14 protein-coding genes and 1 pseudogene are annotated in these 17,754 nt (G+C 69.8%); 7 read left to right on the top strand and 8 right to left on the bottom strand.

Annotated elements, in window-relative coordinates:
* Positions 1–150 precede the first annotated feature (150 nt).
* From AMK11_RS22980 to AMK11_RS22990, 3 genes are all read left to right on the top strand, one after another.
* Positions 151–2,922, top strand: a complete 2,772-nt coding sequence (locus AMK11_RS22980; RefSeq protein WP_073729920.1) for a helix-turn-helix transcriptional regulator — start codon at positions 151–153, stop codon at positions 2,920–2,922.
* 946 nt (positions 2,923–3,868) lie between these two features.
* On the top strand, positions 3,869–4,783 hold the full coding sequence (locus AMK11_RS22985) for an MBL fold metallo-hydrolase (protein WP_073729921.1): 915 nt from the start codon (positions 3,869–3,871) through the stop codon (positions 4,781–4,783).
* A gap of 35 nt (positions 4,784–4,818) precedes the next feature.
* A complete protein-coding gene (locus tag AMK11_RS22990) occupies positions 4,819–6,309 on the top strand; it encodes a carboxylesterase/lipase family protein (RefSeq protein WP_073729922.1) in 1,491 nt (496 codons plus the stop codon).
* Positions 6,310–7,219: 910 nt separating this feature from the next.
* On the opposite strand, the gene AMK11_RS23000 is transcribed toward AMK11_RS22990, so the two are convergent.
* On the bottom strand, positions 7,220–8,089 hold the full coding sequence (locus tag AMK11_RS23000) for a helix-turn-helix transcriptional regulator (RefSeq protein ID WP_338012657.1): 870 nt from the start codon (positions 8,087–8,089) through the stop codon (positions 7,220–7,222).
* Between the two features lie 111 nt (positions 8,090–8,200).
* Between AMK11_RS23000 and AMK11_RS23005 the strand changes: the two genes are divergently transcribed.
* Both AMK11_RS23005 and AMK11_RS23010 read left to right on the top strand, forming a co-directional pair.
* Positions 8,201–8,647, top strand: coding sequence for a nuclear transport factor 2 family protein (locus AMK11_RS23005; RefSeq protein ID WP_079187636.1), 447 nt, complete (start codon positions 8,201–8,203; stop codon positions 8,645–8,647).
* Positions 8,644–9,507: an NAD(P)H-binding protein gene (locus AMK11_RS23010; protein WP_073729925.1), complete on the top strand. Its 864-nt coding sequence runs from the start codon at positions 8,644–8,646 to the stop codon at positions 9,505–9,507. The genes AMK11_RS23005 and AMK11_RS23010 overlap by 4 nt, the downstream gene beginning before the upstream one ends.
* Positions 9,508–9,785: 278 nt before the next feature.
* On the opposite strand, the gene AMK11_RS23015 is transcribed toward AMK11_RS23010, so the two are convergent.
* The 4 genes from AMK11_RS23015 to AMK11_RS23030 form a co-directional block, all read right to left on the bottom strand.
* Positions 9,786–10,286 (bottom strand): hypothetical protein, encoded by a 501-nt coding sequence (locus AMK11_RS23015; protein ID WP_143194590.1) that lies wholly within the window; start codon positions 10,284–10,286, stop codon positions 9,786–9,788.
* A 50-nt stretch (positions 10,287–10,336) separates the two neighbouring features.
* Positions 10,337–10,537 (bottom strand): hypothetical protein, encoded by a 201-nt coding sequence (locus tag AMK11_RS23020; protein ID WP_073729927.1) that lies wholly within the window; start codon positions 10,535–10,537, stop codon positions 10,337–10,339.
* The gene (locus AMK11_RS23025; RefSeq protein ID WP_073730310.1) at positions 10,521–11,768 is read right to left on the bottom strand and encodes a cation:proton antiporter; all 1,248 of its coding nucleotides are present in this window, start codon (positions 11,766–11,768) and stop codon (positions 10,521–10,523) included. The genes AMK11_RS23020 and AMK11_RS23025 overlap by 17 nt, the downstream gene beginning before the upstream one ends.
* A 597-nt stretch (positions 11,769–12,365) precedes the next feature.
* Positions 12,366–12,872, bottom strand: a complete 507-nt coding sequence (locus AMK11_RS23030; protein ID WP_073729928.1) for a MarR family winged helix-turn-helix transcriptional regulator — start codon at positions 12,870–12,872, stop codon at positions 12,366–12,368.
* A gap of 126 nt (positions 12,873–12,998) precedes the next feature.
* Between AMK11_RS23030 and AMK11_RS23035 the strand changes: the two genes are divergently transcribed.
* The gene (locus AMK11_RS23035) at positions 12,999–13,544 is read left to right on the top strand and encodes a nitroreductase family deazaflavin-dependent oxidoreductase (RefSeq protein WP_073729929.1); all 546 of its coding nucleotides are present in this window, start codon (positions 12,999–13,001) and stop codon (positions 13,542–13,544) included.
* 321 nt (positions 13,545–13,865) lie between these two features.
* Here the strand turns inward: AMK11_RS23035 and AMK11_RS38615 are convergent.
* The 3 genes and pseudogenes from AMK11_RS38615 to AMK11_RS23055 all read right to left on the bottom strand — a co-directional run.
* Positions 13,866–14,310, bottom strand: a pseudogene (locus AMK11_RS38615) (transposase family protein); the annotation flags it as partial.
* A 249-nt stretch (positions 14,311–14,559) separates the two neighbouring features.
* Positions 14,560–15,114, bottom strand: coding sequence for a hypothetical protein (locus AMK11_RS23050; RefSeq protein ID WP_338012655.1), 555 nt, complete (start codon positions 15,112–15,114; stop codon positions 14,560–14,562).
* 589 nt (positions 15,115–15,703) lie between these two features.
* Entirely contained in the window at positions 15,704–16,144 is a 441-nt protein-coding gene (locus AMK11_RS23055; RefSeq protein ID WP_073729931.1) for a VOC family protein, read from the bottom strand.
* A gap of 414 nt (positions 16,145–16,558) precedes the next feature.
* Here AMK11_RS23055 and AMK11_RS23060 point away from each other — a divergent pair, with 414 nt between their 5' ends.
* Positions 16,559–17,749, top strand: coding sequence for an NAD(P)/FAD-dependent oxidoreductase (locus AMK11_RS23060; protein WP_073729932.1), 1,191 nt, complete (start codon positions 16,559–16,561; stop codon positions 17,747–17,749).
* The last annotated feature ends 5 nt before the right edge of the window (positions 17,750–17,754 follow it).

Raw genomic sequence — 17,754 nt, forward strand, 5'->3', positions numbered from 1 at the left:
CAGCAGCCAGGTCAGCTTGTTGAGGTAGGACACGAGCGTGCTGTTGGGACCCTGCTGGACGCCCAGGTCCTCGTACATCGAGACTGTAGGTTGAAGCCTCTTACTATCGGACCAGTCTCAACTCCCGGCGCAGTCGTGAAAAATGGTGGAATGACGCAAGGGAACCAGGGCTCCACACGCGGTCTTGACCTGACGGTGGTGGGTCGGGAAACCGAGACCGCAGAAGTCATGCGGCGCGTCGCCACTGACCGGTGTCACGGCGAGGTGTTGATCCTCACGGGCGAACCCGGTGCCGGCAAGAGCGTACTGCTCGACTTCGCGGCCGACCGCGCGCGGCGTGAGGGCGGCCGGGTACTGCGAGCGGTCGGCAGCGAGTCCGAGGCGCACCTTGGGTTCGCGGGCCTTCATCAGATGCTCCGCTCGGTGCTCGGCGAACTGGACAGCCTGCCACCGCGGCAGCACTCCGCGCTCCGGGCGGCCCTGGGTCTGGGCGAACGCACCGAGGTCCCTGATCGCATGCTCGTCGGTCTCGCGGTTCTCACCTTGGTGTCGGACCTGGCGGAACCGGCGCCACTGCTCGTGGTGATCGATGATGCCCAGTGGATCGACCGCGCATCGTTGGACGTTCTCTCCTTCGTGGCCCGGCGCATGGACAGCGAGCCCGTCACGCTGCTGGTAGGTGTGCGCGCCGCGGCCGTGCTGCCCGGGCTCGACAAGGGATACGACCGTCTCGACATCGGTCCGTTGAGCGGTGAGGCCGCGAACCGGTTGCTCGACCAACAACCGACACCCCCCGTTGGTCGAACCCGGATGCGAATCTTGCAGGAGGCGGCCGGAAATCCGCTCGCCCTGATCGAACTGGCCCGCGCCACCGCCACCCGGCAGCTCGATGGCGGCAGCGTGGAAGGCCCGCTGCCCGTCACCGACCGATTGGAACGGATCTTCGCGCAGCACGCACGGCTCCTGCCAGAAGTAGCTCGCCGACCCCTCCTACTGCTCGCGGCTGCTGATGCGACGGACGCACCGACTGCCTATCGGGGACTCCCCCAGGCCGACGACAAGACGTGGGCACCCGCGGAGCGGGCCGGTCTCGTACGCCGAGACGGCTTCCGGATCTCTTTTCGCCACCCGCTCATCCGCTCGGCCGTCTACCATGCAGCGCCCTTCGAGGAACGCAGGCAAGCGCACCTCGCTCTCGCCGAGCTGCTGAGCGAGGAGCCTGACCGCCGCGCCTGGCACCTCGCCGCCGCGACCGCACGCCCCGACGAGGACGTGTCGGACGCCCTGCGGCAGACGGCCGATCGGGCCCGGCGCCGGGGCGGCTACGCGGCCGCTGCCGCCGCCTTGGAACGCGCCGCGGAGCTGAGCCCGAGCCGCGGGGACCGGGCTCAGCTGCTGACCGAGGCCGCCGCCATGGCCGTCTTCACCGGTCAGCTCGGCTGGGTGGACCGCCTGGCCGCTGAGGTCCGGGGGCACAGTGATGATCCGGCATTGATCAGCAGGGCGTCGCTGGCCACCGGACAGCTCATGACCCTGCGTCGGAACCATGCGGCGGGCTTCGCCCTGCTGACGCGTATCGCCGAGGAAGCCGTGGAGACCCGGTCGCCCCGCCTGCTGGAGGCGCTCGCCGCGGCGGCGGTGGTCCGCTACTACTCGGGCGATGAGTCCCAGCAACAACAAATCAAAAGCCTGTTCACCAGTGTGCCGGACGCCACCGTCAGGGGTGCCCTGCGCGCCTGGGTGCCGGCGGTCTCCGACCCCTACGGTGCGGGGGCCTCCCTCGTCCCGGCGCTGCCCGGACTGATCGCTGAGGCCAAGGACGACGCCGACAGTCTGACCGCGCTCGCCATCGTGGCGTGGATCTTGGACCAGACCGCCCTGGCTGCCAGAACCTTCGACGAGGCGTTCGACCGGTGGCAGGCCCGTGGCTCGCTGCCGGACGGTCTGGGATGTGCCTTCGGCTGGGCCTATCTGGAGCTGGGCCGGTGGGCTGAGGCCCGTTCGGTGGCCGCTGAGATCTCGGCGGTGGCGTCAGTGGCAGGGCTGGACCACGCCGAGGCGTGTGCGCATGCGCTCGACGCGACGGTGCTCGCGCTGCTCGGCGAGACGGTCGACGCGCGACGGGGTGCCGAGCGGGCGTTGGTCCTCGTCGACCCGCTGGAGAGCCGCTCCGTCGCGGTCTTCGCACGCCGGGCCCTGGGCCTGGCGGCAGTGGCCGAGGGCGACTACGACACCGCGTATGCGCAGTTCCGCTCCGCCTTCACCGACGACGGCGGTCCGGTTCACTACCATGTCTCCTACACCGTCCTGGCCGAGCTCGCCTCGGCGGCCGTCCGCCGAGGTCGGCGGGAGGACGCCGCCGAACTGCTGGAGCGATCGGCGCGGCGCCTGGGTACAGGCGTTTCGGCACGGCTCAGCGCACTGCTCGACCGAGGCCGCGCTCTGCTCGCCGAGCCGGAGCACGCAGAACAGTACTTCCAGGCCGCGCTGGCGGACGACACGGGCGAGCAGTGGCCGTTCGAGCGGGCACAGACTCGGCTGGACTACGGCGAATGGCTCAGAAGACAACGTCGCATCGCTGAGGCCCGCCCGCTGCTGATCGCGGCACTCGACACCTTCCGACGACTCGGCGCGCGGCCCTGGATCGAGCGGGCGAAGGCAGAACTCCGAGCTGCCGGCATCAACGCCGCCAGCAGCGTAGCGCCCAGCGCCCTCACCCAACTGAGCCCTCAGCAGCAACAGATCGTTCAACTCGCCGCCCGCGGCCTGACGAACCGCGAGATCGGAGAGAATCTCTTTCTTTCGCCCCGCACGGTTGGCTCCCACCTCTACCGGGTGTTTCCCAAACTGGGCATCACCGCCCGGTCGCAACTCCGCGATGTGATCGAAGGCACCCTGTCAGGCACCGGCACCCAGAGGTGAGAAGGCTGCGTCCGCCGCTGCGAGAGTGCCTGTTCGCAGGTCGAGGACTGTCCCAAGGCGGGCGCCTTCGCACCTGGGCGTGAAAGCCAGGACTTGTCGATCGTCTGCGGCAGGGCATGCGAAGGGCGCAACTTGCCCGATGATCACGACGCGGAGCCTGAGCACCGACACCACGACGGGCCTGATACGCGCGGCCCCGGCCCGTGACCTAGACCAGGCACTGGCGTCCTTCCGCAAGGCGCATCTGCCCCTCACCCACCCGCTCAATTGCCAGCGCGGCCGTCGTGCTCGCGCCCGCCACCTGCTGGATTTGCTGGACGCCAGTCGGCACGCCCCAAGGACCGTCGCCGCAACGGCGCCTACTGCTCCACATCGACCGCCTCGACCTCACCTCGACCGGACTCCCTCAAGCCTCGGCCTCGCCCGCACCGGCCGCCGACGACACCATGGCGCCGTCCGCAGGCGGCGAGGTCTCCTCGCTGCCCAGGCCGGGAGACGGGCAGTCGGCTCCTGAACGAGGTTGTGCCGGCCGGTGACGAACCGCAGCTGTTCCCGGGCTCGCCCAGACCCGGACCGCGCACGGCTCCCCCGGTTCTCGCCTTGCGTCCGCATCGGCGCATGGACGGCTCTGCCCAGGTGCAGTCACGTGACGCATACCGCGCCGCGCCCGGCAAGACGCACCATGGCTGAGCGGAGTCGTCCACGAACGGACGCGTACCGGACGGCCCGTTTCCACCGGCGAGGACCCCCACGGTCCGATGCCCGCAACCAGCCTCGGCTGCGGGACCGCCCCGCACCGGTGACGCCGCGACCCGCAGTCACGGCGTCACCGGTGCACGGCCCGGCGGGGGCGCAGCGCCCCGTACCTGTCATGAGCGGCTGCTCACCCGTGTACAGCCCGCGCCTGCGGCCTGAGCACGCGCAATCGATCGAACTGGAGAGAATCGTGGACACCATCACCCTGGGCGACGTCACCGTGACGCGAGTCCGGGAGTACTACGGCCCCGTCGGCATGACACCCGAGGCCTTCGTCCCGGACAGCCCGGCCCAGGCGTGGGACACGCACCGTTCCTGGCTGGTTCCGGACTTCCTGGACGCCGAGACCCGCATCGTCAACACCGCGATCCAGACCTGGGTCCTGCGCAGCGAGGGCAGAACCATCCTGGTCGACACCGGCGTCGGCAACTACAAGGACCGGCCGTACGCGCCGGTGTGGAGCCGCCTGGACACCGACTTCCTGGGCAATCTCGCCCGCGCCGGGGTGCGCCCCGAGGACGTCGACATCGTGATCAACACCCACCTGCACATCGACCACGTCGGCTGGAACACCTACCTCGACGGCCGGACCTGGGTACCGACGTTCCCCAACGCCACCTACCTCATGGCGAAGGCCGACTTCGACTACTGGAACCCCGCCAACGAGAACAAGACCCTGCTCGGCCGCGGCAACCAGAACGTCTTCGAAGACAGCGTCGCCCCCGTGCGCGAGGCCGGCCTCACCCGGCTGTGGGAGGACAGCCACCGCATCGACTCCAACCTGCGCCTCGACCTCGCACCCGGCCACACCCCCGGCTCATCGGTGCTGCGGCTGGAGTCCGGCTCTGACCGCGCGCTGTTCGTCGGCGACCTGATACACAGCCCGATCCAGATCCACGAGCCCGACGCCAACAGCTGCTTCTGCGAGGACCCCGCCGAAGCACGCGCTACTCGCCACAAGCTCCTGGGCTCGGCGGCCGACAGCCACGCACTCGTCTTCCCCGCACACCTCGGCGGCCACAGTGCCGCCGAAGTCGTTCGTGCGGGCGGCAGGTTCGCTGTCAAGGGCTGGGCGCCCTTCTCCCCGTACACCGAGCAGGTCTGAGGCCAGCGGCAGGAAAGGCGAGAAGGACACACGAGATGAGCCAGCACCCCGCCCCCGTCGTGACCACCGCGCAGGGCACCGTTCGCGGCCTGCGCCGGGGCCGCACCCTCACCTTCCAGAACATTCCGTACGCCGCCCCGCCCCGCGGCGCCGACCGGTTCGCCCCGCCGCGCCCGCACGAACCGTGGCAGGGCGTACGGGACGCCACCCTGCCCGGACCCACCGCCCCGCAGGCGGAACGCAGGCTCGGCGACATCGACATGACCCCCTACTTCGGCACCGGCTGGAGCCGCGGCGATGACTACCTCACCGTGAACGTCTTCACGCCCGCCACCGGGGCCGGCGACCTGCCGGTCATGGTCTTCGTCCACGGCGGCGGCTTCGTCGCCGGATCGACGCGGGCCACCCTGTACGACGGCTCCGCCTTCGCCCGCGACGGCGTCGTCCTCGTCACCCTCAACTACCGGCTCGGCATCGCCGGGTTCCTCGACCTCCCCGGGGCACCCGCCAATCGCGGCCTGCTCGACGTCGTCGCCGCACTGCGCTGGGTGCGGGAGAACGTCGCCGCCTTCGGCGGCGACCCGCACAACGTCACCCTCTTCGGCCAGTCGGCCGGGGCGACCGTCGTCGGCGGCATCCTCGCCACCCCCGATGCCGCCGGGCTGTTCCGTCGCGCGATCGTGCAGAGCGGCAGCGGCCTGGGCGCGTTCACGCCCGAGCAGGCTGCCCGCGTCACCAAGGCCGCGGGCGATACCCTGGGCATCGAGCCCTTGGCCGACGCCTTCGCCTGCATCCCCGACGAGCGGCTCGTCGAGGCGGCCGGCAAGCTCACGGGCATCGATCTGCGGACCGGTACCCACGGCGATCCGCTGATCGGCCTCAGCCCCTTCAGCCTGGTCCTGGACACCCAGCCCGCCGTATCCGTCGCCGCCGGCGGCGACGCCGACGTCGACCTGCTCGTCGGCACCAACACCGAAGAGGGGAACCTCTACCTGGTCCCGGTGGGCAAGTACGCCACCTCGACCGCCGCCGACGTCGACGAGACCGCCGCACGCTCGCACCCCGACCCCGCGCGGCTCGTCGAGACCTACCGCGCCTCACGCCCTGGGGCGTCCTTCGCCGAACTGCGCTCCGCCATCATGGCCGACGCCCTGTTCGGAGTGGGCAGCCGCGCTCTGGCCGACGCCCATGCCGCCCGTTCGCCGTCCGCCACCTACGCCTACGAGTTCGCCTGGCGCTCGCGCGCCCTGGGCGGAGAACTCGGCGCCGCCCACGGGGTCGAACTGCCCTTCGTCTTCGACCTCACCGACCGGGCCGAACTCAGCGGCCCCAACGCCCTGCTCGGCCCCGGCCAGGCCCCCGCTGACCTCGCGACCCGCGTCCACAAGACCTGGATCCGGTTCGCCCGGACCGGCGAGCCCGGCTGGGACCCGTACGACACCGGCCGCCGCGCCACCATGCGCATCGACGCCGAGTGGACCCAGGTCGACGACCCCCGCGGCCAGGAACGGCAGGCCTGGACCTGATCCCCAACCAGCTGACCGCACCCTTCAAGGAAACACCATGGCCAGAACCGTCATTTCCACCGACAACGCGCCCTCCCGTCGGCCCCGCTGTCCCAGGGCATCCGCAAGGGCACCGTCCCAGCAGGTCTCCGGGCAGCTCCCCTCGCCCAGGACACCGGCGAGGTCATCCGCACCACGGTCGCCGAACAGGACACGCAAGCCCTGAGCAACGTCACCGCCGTCGTTGAGGCGGCGGGCCCTTCCCAGCCCGCACCACCGTCCACATGCAGCTCCCGCCGGGACTGCTCGTCGAGATCGACGCCTTGGCCGTGCTGGACGACTGATCACGATGGCCGGTCGTCTGACGAAGCACGCACCAAACTGCGGGCAGGCGGTAGGGGCGGTGCCACCGTGCGTGCTGGAGCCGGGTGATGTATCCGCGGCCACGGACGTACAGGCGGGCCTGTTGAACGCCGGCATCCCGGCCCCTCGGGTCGGCCGGGGCTGTGCGGACTCGGACGCGGCAGAGCCATGACGCAAGACGATCTCTCGTGGGGCTCCGCCGCGGTCCTGGCTGTAGCAGATCCCGGTGCCGGAGACCCGCTGGGCGAACTCGCCCCGCACACTCTCGCACAGGAGGTTTCCGAACGGGCCCCGTGCCGCTGGGGCCGAGACCACACCGAGGCGGTACGCGCCGCGCCGTACCGGATTCCGGCCGACCACATACCTCATACATGCGCCATAGCCACCCGGGCGCACAACAGGGCTATGCCGTCAGCCCCGATCCGGCTGCAGGCACGGCCGATGGCCCGTCACCCGTTGTCTCTGGGGGACACCTGCCGCCGAGGCAAGGTCTGCCAGCCGCTGGACTGGGGTTCCCGAGCGCTCGTGGACAGGGGGCTCTGCCGTCCCGTCAGGCCTGGGCCAACGGTCACGGTGTCGCGTCGGGAGGGCCCAGCTTGGCCAGTGCGGCGGCGCTCGGGCTGCCGGGATCTGCGGTGTAAAGCACCAACCGCAGGCTGGTACCGGGCATGAGCAGGGTTTGACGATCCAGTTCCAACTCGCCGAGTTCGGGATGACGCAGGCGTTTACGCAGCGTCGGCCGGGGGTGCACGTCATGGCTGCGCCAGCCGGCGACGAAGTCGGGGTTGTGCGCGGCGTACTCGTTGACCAGCTCGCCCAGCGCACGGTCCGCCGGGTGACGGGCTCCGGCCGCGCGCAAGTGGGCGGCGGACTGCCGGGCGAAGTCGCCTTCCGCGCCGACGGGTGCCGAGCAGAGGGTGCCGCCCAGCCGGATGGCGAGACGCACAGTGTTGCGCTCGTGGGCGGGCAACTGCGCGAAGTCGATGATCAACGCGGCCGCCGCAGAGTTCCAGGCCACGATGTCCTCCAGGTCGTTCACCAAGTAGGCGGGAAACGGCCCGAGCCGATGCAGCAGTCGGCGTGCATCGGCGGGTACCGGCGTGCGATCGGCGTCCGTACTGGGCGGGATCTGACCGGCCAGCCGCGCCAGGTGCTCACGCTCTGTGTCGGTGAGGCGCAGCGCGGTTCCCAGTGCGGACAGCACCTGCGGCGACGGACGCGGCGCGCGGGCCTGCTCCAGTCGCTCGTAGTAGCTTGTGGACACCCCGGCCAGGGCGGCCACCTCTTCCCGCCGCAGCCCGGGAGTGCGCCGGGCGCGCGGGCCGGGTGGGTGGACAGCCGTGGCCGGCAACTGGGCGGGGCGCAGCGCCTCCCGTCGACGGCGCAGGAAGTCAGCTAGTTCTGCTCTGCTCACCCGGGCAGGTTGACACAGCGGCACCCGGTTTAGCCACGCACCAGTGGTCCGGGGCTCGCTGGTGCGTTCCACGGCACTGCCTCGTGGGCCCACTCTGGTGCGGTCACACATCCTGCAGAACGCTGGAGAATCACCGTGTCACGACGCACTCCCGAAATGACCTTCCGCCGGCTGCTGGAGCTGCTGCTGGCCAAAGACATGGATGCCGTCGCCGATCTGTGGGCGGAGTACGGCACCGCCGAGTTCCCGTTCGCCGAGGGGGCATCGCCGAGACGGCTGACCGGACGTGAGGCCGTCCGGGGCTATCTGGCCGGCTACCCGGACCTGATGGACGTGCAGACGATCCCGACCCTCACTGTGCGCCACACGGACCAGCCGGACACCATCGTGGTGGAGTTCACCGCGCGCGGTCGCACGGTGGCCACCGATACGCCGTACCAGTTGGACTACATCACGGTGCTCACCACCCACCAGGGCCTGATCACCCGTTATCGGGACTACTGGAACCCGCTGGCGGCCGCCGCAGCGGCCGGCACGCTGCCCGAACTGCTCGACTCGCTCCGCTCGCAGGCCACCCGATGACCGGCGTGCTGATTACCGGCGGCACCGGAAAGACCGGAAGCACCCTGGCCGAACTGCTCCGCAGAAGCGGTGTGCCGGTCCGGGTGGCAAGCCGCGTCCCAGCGGCCGACGCTCCGGACGCGGTTCGGTTCGACTGGAGCGATCCGGCCACCCATCCGGCCGCATTGCACGGGATGGACCGGGTCTACCTGGTGCCTCCGGTGGACACCACCGACCCGATGCCGCTGGTCGCACCGTTCTTGGCCGAGGCCGAACGCCGCGGCGTGCGCCGGGTGGTGCTGCTCGGCTCCGCTATCGTGCTGCCCGGTGCCGCCAGCGCGCTGGAACTGGCCGCGCACGTGCGGGCCCGGTCCGGATGGGTGGTGCTGCGTCCCTCCGGGTTCATGCAGAACTTCCTGGCCCCCCACCCGCTGGGTGAGCGGATCCGGCGACGCGGTGAGATCCGCACCGCTGCCGGAACCGGCCGGGTGGGCTGGATCGACGCTCGAGACATCGCGGCGGTAGCCGCCGTGCTACTGACCGAACCCAACGGCCACCCCGACGACCGGCGTGACTACCTACTCACCGGGCCGAGGGCGCTGAATTACCAGGATGCGGCACAGACCATCGCCATCCACACCGGCCGGCCAATCCGGGTCGTGCCCGTCGGAGTCGCCGAGCAGGCGGACGCCTACCGTGCGTCCGGCCTGCCGGACGCTTTCGCGACCGCCCTCGCCGCTGTCGACGCCGGCATCCGAACCGGCCGGGACGACCAGGTCAGCACCGCGGTGCTGGACCTCACGGGCCGCCCGCCCCGCACCTTCGCCGAGTTCGTCCAGGATCACGCACTCCAGTGGAGTGACCGTCGGGACACCCGCTGACTAGGACCTGTCCGGACGATCACGGAAGCCCGTGGCATCGACAAGTCGGCGGCCGATGTTCCCGCCAACGGGTTGTCGCCTCCGGCTTGCTCTGTGCGACGACGCCTGCTCGGAGGCAGACCCGCTGCGCCGAGCAACCGTACGGGGCCGCGGTGACGCGGCCACGGGAACGGGCGGCCGCGGCACTGGGCGACCGCGAAGGGCAACCAGAGCGCACTGAAGCCGGTCAGGTACCAGCAGTTCAGTAGACGCCCACAACTCTCGTCCAGGTGGCTGGGTCAGCGGTGGACGTACTCCGCTGCGATGAACAAGACGGCTGCCAGCGGCACCACCCGTGAGGCGAACGCCGATCCGATAGTGGCCCGCCCTGCCCGGACCTGCGGGCGGGCATCGACGTGTCGTGCCATCTCGGTCAGCACCTGTGCCGCTCGGGCCCCGGCTCCCCTACGACGGGCCAGCCTGCCGGCCCATGGCGGAGGGAACAGACCCGCCGGCGGAGCCTGCGTCGTCCCCACGAACTCGAGCAGTCCGTCGCGCCGCAGGTCCACTCGCTCGATCTTCGACCAGGGCAGGAACGTCACTGTCCACATTCTGCGGATGTGGACCCCGTCGCGGTCCGCGGTGAGGCGCCATAGTCCCACCCGGCAGCACAGCCACCCCGCCACCAGCGACGTCCAGACCGCGAAGAACACCGCGCCGGGCTGCGGACCAGCAAGCACCCCGCCGGAGGGACGCTCGACGAACTCCACGAACAACACACACCACCCCGCAGTCGCCACGCGGCCCAGCCACCCCGCACGCCACACGTACGCTTCCGAGGACGGCCCGGTCACCTCCGCCTCCGGCTGAGGAGCCACAGGCCGACCACTCCGGGCAGGAGCACCGCGCCCATGGCCAAGAGCGGCAGCCCAGGGCCGGGCAGCACATACATCGCGCTCCCGGCGATCGTGACCAGTGCGCCGACGCCGAGCAGCGGTCCCGCAGCACCTCGTTCCGGCCGGCGCTCGCCGTGCTCACGACTGGCGAACATGGCCTTCTTCCTGGCTCGGAACTCGCTTCTGCCCGCTGGTCGCCGGCTCGGGGATGCCGGTCAGGTCCTCGACATCGAAGATCTTCGCGATGGGCACGTCGGTGCTGCTGTGAGCGATGATCGAGAAGGCGATACAGACGGCGATGAGCGTGTACGCCTGCTCCCCCTGCGGGATGTCGGCCTGCAGCACGAGAAGCCCGTAGACCACGGACGCGAATCCCTTGGGGCCGAACCACGCGGCCACCAGCTTCTCCCGTCGGTCGAACTGCGTGCCGACGAGCGAGATCATCATGGAGGCGGGCCGCACCAGCAAGATCGCCAGAATCACCGCCACGTAGCCGGTCCAGGACAGGTCGGCGAAGAGCTGGGGCGTCAACAGGGCACCGAAAACGAGCAGTGCGGCGAACTTGGCCAGCTCTGCGAGCGCTTCGCCCAGCGGTTCGAAGGCCGTCTTCGCCTCCGGTGACACGGCGGTGAGCACGGCACCTGCGGAGAAGGCGGCCAGGTAGGGGTTGGCGTGGGTCAGGTGGCAGGCGGCGTACAGGATGATGCCGGTGGCCAGTGGCAGCAGTGGCTGCAGCTTGGGCTCCGCCCCCAGCAGCCGGAACCGTACGAGCCCGTTCACCAGCAGGGGCAGCACTACGCCGAAGGCGAGCCCCAGCGCGAGTTCGAGGGCGATCTTCCCGAAAGCTGACTCCGCGTGGCCGCTGGTCGGGCCGGCGGCTGCGATGAGGACGAGCACCAACGGCAGGGCGAGCCCGTCGTTGATGCCGCTCTCCACGTTCAGCAACTGCCGCAGTTTGGCCGGCACTTCCTTGCGGGCCACGATCGCCGAGGCGAACACCGGGTCCGTGGGTGCCAGGACGGCGCCCACGAGGAAGGAGGTCGTCCAGTCGAACCCGACCAGGTAGTGGGTGATCAGCGCCATGCCGACGAAGGTGAGCGGCATGCCGAGACCAAGCGCACGGGCCGGGTTCTTCCAGTTCTCCTTGAGCTTTGGGAAGGACACGTGCATGCCGTCGGTGAACAGCACCGCGAACAGCGCCAGGTCGGCGGTGACCGCGACGATGTCGCTGTCCGGTGAGATGTGGATCAGGCCGAGGAACCCGTCGCTGACGAGAGCGCCGCCGACCAGGAACAGGAAGGAGGTGGACAGTACGGTCCGGGCCGCGAGTCCGGAGAGAAGAACCGCGATGAGCAATGCGGCGCCGAAGACCGCGACGAGTACCACGAAGACCAACCCCGATCGGCGAAGACAACTGTTCCCTGATCGCCGACCAGACTTCCCGGCACTCCGCGACGGACTTTACACGATCCTTACGCGTCCCTGACAGGTGCCTGACCGGCCGTTCATCTGGCGTGAACGGCACCGGACCGCGACCGCTGGTGCCGACAACGACGACCTTGACCTGTGTCATGGCAGTGGCGGGAGGGAGTTCGTGCTCGTCATGGTGCCTTTCTGCGTGCTGGTGGGGATCGCGAGCATCCCAGGGCATGGGATGGATGTTGTCGGTCCCGCTACTCCTCTTCCCCCCTGGCTCCGCTGCGCGCCTTCCTGGTTCCACGATCGTGAGGTACTGGAAGAGAATGCCCAGGATCCAGGCGAAGGCGAAGTCCAGGGCGAAGGCGGCGTAGAGGGCCTTGCCGGCGAGCGTGAGTGAGGCCGCGTACACGAGCCATCCTCACCGATCAACCACCGAGGCGGCAGGCCCGTGAACTCCGCCGCCGCGGGAGCCCCGTACTCGGACGGGTCCCGGCGCCGTCTGCTCATACGCGGGCCCCCTCACGCCCGCAACGGGCATGGGACCCGCAACGGAGTACGGTGTCGTCATTCCCAGCCGAGAGGGGACGGCCGGGTGTCCCCGGCCGGGGCGGAGGGCTCCGCGCCCGCCTCGTTGAAGGCGGACAGGGCGTCGATGAGCGCCCGCCGCTTCTCCGGGCTCAGACGTTCGACGATGACGGCGATCTCCGTGCGCCGCCGGGCGGTGACCTCCTCGACCGTACGGTGTCCCTCCGTCGTGAGCCGGAGCAGGGTCTCCCGCCGGTTGTCGGGATTGACCTGGCGGTCCACCAGCCCGGCGGCGACGAGCCGGTCCACCATGCGCATGGCCGTCGAGGGGGCGACGCGGAGCAGGTCGGCGAGAGCGACGAGTTTGGTGGCGCCTCGGGTGGACAGGACGACCAGCATCCGGAACTGCGGCAGCGTGACCCGGTCCTCGACAGCGGACAAGGAACGGGCGGAGACCGCCACCAGCAGCCGGGAGGCGGTCAGAACCTCCCGCGTGACGGCATCGACGTCCTCCATGGTCCCCTCGCGGGACTCGCGCTCCATCATGAGTCCTTTTTTACCGGGATCCTTCATTTAGACTGTGCAAAATTTTGCCTGCCGAAGTGATCGTTCTTGGGTCTTCCGCCCCGTCGATGCGGGGAGTGGACACCGCCCACCCTCTGGAAGGCGAGCATGACACCTGACGAAGCGGACCCCGCCAGACCACGCGTCCCCGCCGGCTGGCGCCGGCAGGCCGCTCGCGCGCCCATCCTCCTGTTCAGGGCCGGCCTGGGGCCGCTACTCGGCAGACGGTTTCTGCTGTTGCACCATGTGGGCCGGGTCAGCGGAAGCGACCGCCGGGTGGTTCTCGAAGTCGTGGCGTACAAGGCGCCGTATCGCTGCTGGACGGTCGCCTCCGGTTTCGGTTCGCGCTCCGACTGGTATCGCAACCTGCGTGCCCGGCCGAAGACGGTCGTGCAGTTCGGCAACCGCCACCACGCCGTCACCGCCCGTTTCCTCACTTCGGACGAAGGCGCCGACATCATGACGGACTACGGTCGGCGCCACCCCCGCACCGCTCGTCGCCTGTGCGCATACCTGGGGCTGCCCGCCGACGGCTCCGAGTCGGCCCTGCGCGAGGCCGGGCGCACGATCCCCTTCGTCCGCCTCGAGACAGACACCTGTCCACCGGACGAGCCGCGCCGTGCCGGCCATGACACACCGACTCCCCGGAAGTGAGCGACAGTGCCGAACCCCACCCCTGATTCGGTGTGGACGCGATTCCTCACGGACAGCGAGGAAGCCATCGCCCGGTCCGCACCGCGAGAGCCATCAGCCCGGAGGCGGACCGGGCATCCGGAGAGAAGCGGCCACGTGGGCGACACCTGGTACTGCGACGACGCACTGTCCGAACCCCCATGGCGCCACCTCGACACACGCGGGCGAATACGTCGCCTCGGGCGCATCCTGGCAGGCGCGGCCGCGCTCGCTGCTCTCCTGGGACTCTTCTCCTGCCTTCCCGAAGAGCCCCCGGGCCGGCCCACAGGCCCCGAGAGCACCTCACCACCCCAGATCTCCAGTGCCGTTGTCGAGACACCGGCCCCGGCCTCCCCGTCCTTGCAGTCGGCGGACGCGGCGTAGAACGAACCCGGTGTGGGTGACGTTGTGGAGGCGGGCGATACCGAGCATTGCGTGGTGAACGCCGTCGTCCTTGACGGCGGCAGTCGCGGCGGATCTGCCACGTCTTCATGTGCGCGAAAGCGTGATCGACGCGGGCTCGGACCTTGCGGTGGGAGGCGTTGTGCTCCTGTTTCCAGGCCGGCAGTTCGGCCTGGTCACGTTCACGGCGGTGCGGGATGACCGGGCTGGTGCCGCGGTAGCCGCCGTCAGCGATCACTGTTTTCCTGCCGACGGCGGCCTCCCCGCCGGACAGCTCCTACGCCTTGCAGTCGTTGCGGTTGCCCGGCAGGGGCCGGCAGACTGCGACAACGAGCCAGGGGTCCGCGCCGAGCGAGGGCCGGCCCGAGGTGGCCGGAAGAGGTGATCGGGGCGACGCACCACCGGTTCCTCGCCGCGGTTCCGCTGCTTGTCGACAGCCGCCCGCTCCAGGTCCTGATCACCGCACGCACGAGTCGGAAGGATGGCATTCGCCAATCGTCCCGACTCGTTGTCGGCCGGCGTGAACGACCAGACCCCACGTCAAGATCGATTACGGGACAGCCGTTGGCGAGCCGAAATCAGCATGGGCGCGCGGTCAGATCCCTGGCCCGTAGCCGGGGTCAGGATGCTGACGGGGAGTCCACCACTCGGTGAGTCCCCACACCCCGAGCGCGAGCGCGGTCAAGGCTACGAGTACCGCAACCCACGGACGGTGCACTCGCCTGATGACCAAAGACCAGGTGAGGGGCGGGACCAGCAGGCCGCCGAGCAGAATGAGTGGCAGGTCGACAAAGAGCACGCTCAGATCGCGGGCGTGGGCCTCGAACCCTCCGTCGATACTGAACGTGGCCCGTGGTGCCCAGACAACCAGCCCGGCGGACGCGCCGAGACCGGCGAGAAGGTACCTGGTGCTGTTCCTGCCTTTCGAGTTCGTACTTGCGGCCCGCCCCGGAGTGTTCTCGCTCATGCCTTCGATGGACGTGGCTGCGGTACGCGCGGTTGCGGACGACGCCTCGGCACCCGAGGGTGTCACACGGTCAGCACTGACGAAGCCAGCGGAACGGACGAGCAGGGTCTGCCGGGAGGCCGACGCCCAAGCGCTCCGCCGGTCCTGGACGTTGGGGAACTGCTCGGAGCCGGGCTTGCTCACGGAGGATCCACGGTACGTGGGTCTTGCGACTATGCGGGTGGCCGGCCGTCCCCGGAGTCTGCCCCCCCGGCCCCAACGCGGTGGGGGCGGCGGCCACCGTCAGATCGTCAGGTCAGGCGGGGGTGAACTGCCTCCAGGACTGGACGTCGGCGCCGTTGCATTCGTGAATCTGGACCCGTATCGCATTGGCGAAATCCGCCAAGTGTTGAGACGACCGGTTGAACTCCCCCTTGGACTCCGTGACCGGAGTAGATCACGGTCCCGGCTGTCGGTCGGCGGTTGCTGATCGCCAATTCGCATGCCGGGAGCTCCTTGAGTGCGCGAGACTGTTTGACTCGTGTTCAGCGACGCCGTCTCGGCAACGGTTCACTGAATGTCGTTCGCCCACCCCCAGCCGGGCTTGGGCGTGACGCCCCGCGGGGCCCGGGCGTCACGTAGGTCCTCCACGTACGCTCGATCCAGACTGAGCCTTGCGCGTAACTCCTCGCCCCCGGTGACGGATCCGTGTCCGAGGAGATGAGGGCATCGACGTCGCCCGCTACGCCCTCGAGCAGTCCCGGCCCGACGAGGACTCGGCGTTCGCGGGTGCTCAGCCGAGCTGCTCGGCCAGTCCGACGATGATGCCCTCCGGCCCGCGGACGTAGCAGAGTCGATAGCTGTCCTCGTACTGCGCCAGCTCGCCGACGAGTTCCGCGCCGTGAGCGTGCAGGCGGGCGACCGTGTTCTCGATGTCGTCGACGGCGAACATGACGCGATGCGTACCCAGGACGTTGTGTGGCTGATTGCGCGGCTCGGCGCTGATCGCCGCGGGGCTGCGGTATTTCGCCAGCTCGAGTCGGCTGTGCCTGTCCGGGGTCCGGAGCATCGCGATGTCGCAGCGGACGCCGTCGAGTCCGGTGCACTGGTCAGCGACCGGTCCCCCGACTTCCGCCCGACCCTCCACCTCCATACCGAGTTCCACGAAGAACGCGACGGCGGCATCCAGGTCCTCGACCACGATGCCGACGTTGTCCATCCGCTGAATCGCCATGCTGACTCCTGCCTTCCTCTTCAGCCGCTGGGACGCCGGTGCCCCTGGGACGTAGCCGGTGGCGCCTTCTCGACATCCTCCGTCACTCATCGGCACACGCTTGCGGTTCGGCGGCACAGGTCAGTCGTTCCGGCAATTACGAGCAGCCGCTTAGAACGGAGAATGAAGCGACACCGTGCTCCGCTCACCCAGTCGGCAGACCTCCCGGGCCGGGGCTGTGACACCGCTCGATGGTTGGCCACCTCGATCCGGAGTTGACCATTCGCCCCGTTCTGCCTGCCCATGACAATTTCAAGCGTGCGTCGAAGACTGCGCACCTCACTCAGCATAGTGACCCAGGTCATACCTGGCTCCTGTCAGCAACCGGCGCGCCGTCTCGTTCAAGGGGCACGCGATCCAGACAGGAGCATCACCATGAAGCACCGCATCGTCGTACTGGGCGCCGGATACGCCGGGGCCTTCGCCGCCGGGAACCTGGCCCGTCGGCTGTCCCCCACCGACACCGAGATCACTGTCGTCAACGCCGTTCCGGACTTCGTTGAGCGGATGCGGCTCCACCAGCTCGCGATCGGTCAGGACCTCGCATTGCGCAAGCTCGCCGACGTCTTCGCGGGCACCGGGGTCCGGCTCCGCCTGGCGCGCGTTATTGGCGTCGACCCCGAGCGCAGGACCGTCGCCGTGACCGGCGAGGACAGCGACGACGAGCTGGCGTACGACACGCTTCTCTACGCGCTCGGCAGCTCCGTGGCCCACCATGGGGTCCCCGGCGTGGCCGAGTACGCCTTCGATGTGACCGGCCTGTCCTCTGCGCTGCGACTGCGCGAGCGCCTGGCCGGCCTGGGCGAGGGCGGCACCGTGCTGGTCGTCGGTGAGGGACTGACCGGTATCGAGACCGCCACCGAGTTCGCCGAGTCGCGGCCCGACCTCTCGGTCGCCCTCGCCGCCCGCGACGAGCTGGGCACCTGGCTCTCCCCGAAGGCCCGCCGCCACCTGCGCCAGGCCTTCGACCGGCTCGGCGTCACGGTCCACGAGCACACCGCCATCGAAGCCGTCGAGCCGACGCGGGTGATCGCGGCGGACGGTTCGTCTCTCCCGGCCGACGTGACCGTGTGGACGGCCGGGTTCGCCGTGCACCCCATCGCGGCCGCCAGCGGCCTGGAGATCGCCGAAAGCGGCCAGATCGTCGTCGACCGCACCATGCGCTCGGTCTCGCACCCGGACGTCTACGCCGCCGGTGACTGCGCCTACGCGATCGGGGACAACGGCCGGCCGCTGCCGATGTCCTGCGCCTCGGCCGGTCTCACCAACATGCAGGCGACCGCTGCGATCATCGCGCGCCTGACGGGCGGCGAAGTACCGACCACCGGCATGAAGTACTACGGCAACCACATCAGCCTCGGGCGGCGGGACGCGATCTTCCAGATGGTGGACGGGGACGCCCGGTCGAAGACCTGGTATCTGGGCGGCCGGACCGCCGCGCGGCTCAAGTCGGGCGTGCTCAGGGGTGCCGGATGGGGTATCGCCCACCCGACCTTCGGCATGCCGAAGCGCAAGCGCCGCCTGGCCACCTCACCTGACCGTGCCGGTGCGAGGGTCGCCGCATAAGCTCC

It is taken from the genome of Streptomyces sp. CB02414 (assembly GCF_001905385.1).
Classification (GTDB): Bacteria; Actinomycetota; Actinomycetes; order Streptomycetales; family Streptomycetaceae; genus Streptomyces.

Excerpts from the sequence above, each read along its gene's own strand:
- AMK11_RS22980 (WP_073729920.1), top strand. The coding sequence starts at position 151 with ATGACGCAAGGGAACCAGGGCTCCACACGCGGTCTTGACCTGACGGTG.
- AMK11_RS22990 (WP_073729922.1), top strand. The coding sequence starts at position 4,819 with ATGAGCCAGCACCCCGCCCCCGTCGTGACCACCGCGCAGGGCACCGTT.
- AMK11_RS23010 (WP_073729925.1), top strand. The coding sequence starts at position 8,644 with ATGACCGGCGTGCTGATTACCGGCGGCACCGGAAAGACCGGAAGCACC.
- AMK11_RS23020 (WP_073729927.1), bottom strand. The coding sequence starts at position 10,537 with ATGTTCGCCAGTCGTGAGCACGGCGAGCGCCGGCCGGAACGAGGTGCT.
- AMK11_RS23030 (WP_073729928.1), bottom strand. The coding sequence starts at position 12,872 with ATGATGGAGCGCGAGTCCCGCGAGGGGACCATGGAGGACGTCGATGCC.
- AMK11_RS23035 (WP_073729929.1), top strand. The coding sequence starts at position 12,999 with ATGACACCTGACGAAGCGGACCCCGCCAGACCACGCGTCCCCGCCGGC.
- AMK11_RS23055 (WP_073729931.1), bottom strand. The coding sequence starts at position 16,144 with ATGGCGATTCAGCGGATGGACAACGTCGGCATCGTGGTCGAGGACCTG.
- AMK11_RS23060 (WP_073729932.1), top strand. The coding sequence starts at position 16,559 with ATGAAGCACCGCATCGTCGTACTGGGCGCCGGATACGCCGGGGCCTTC.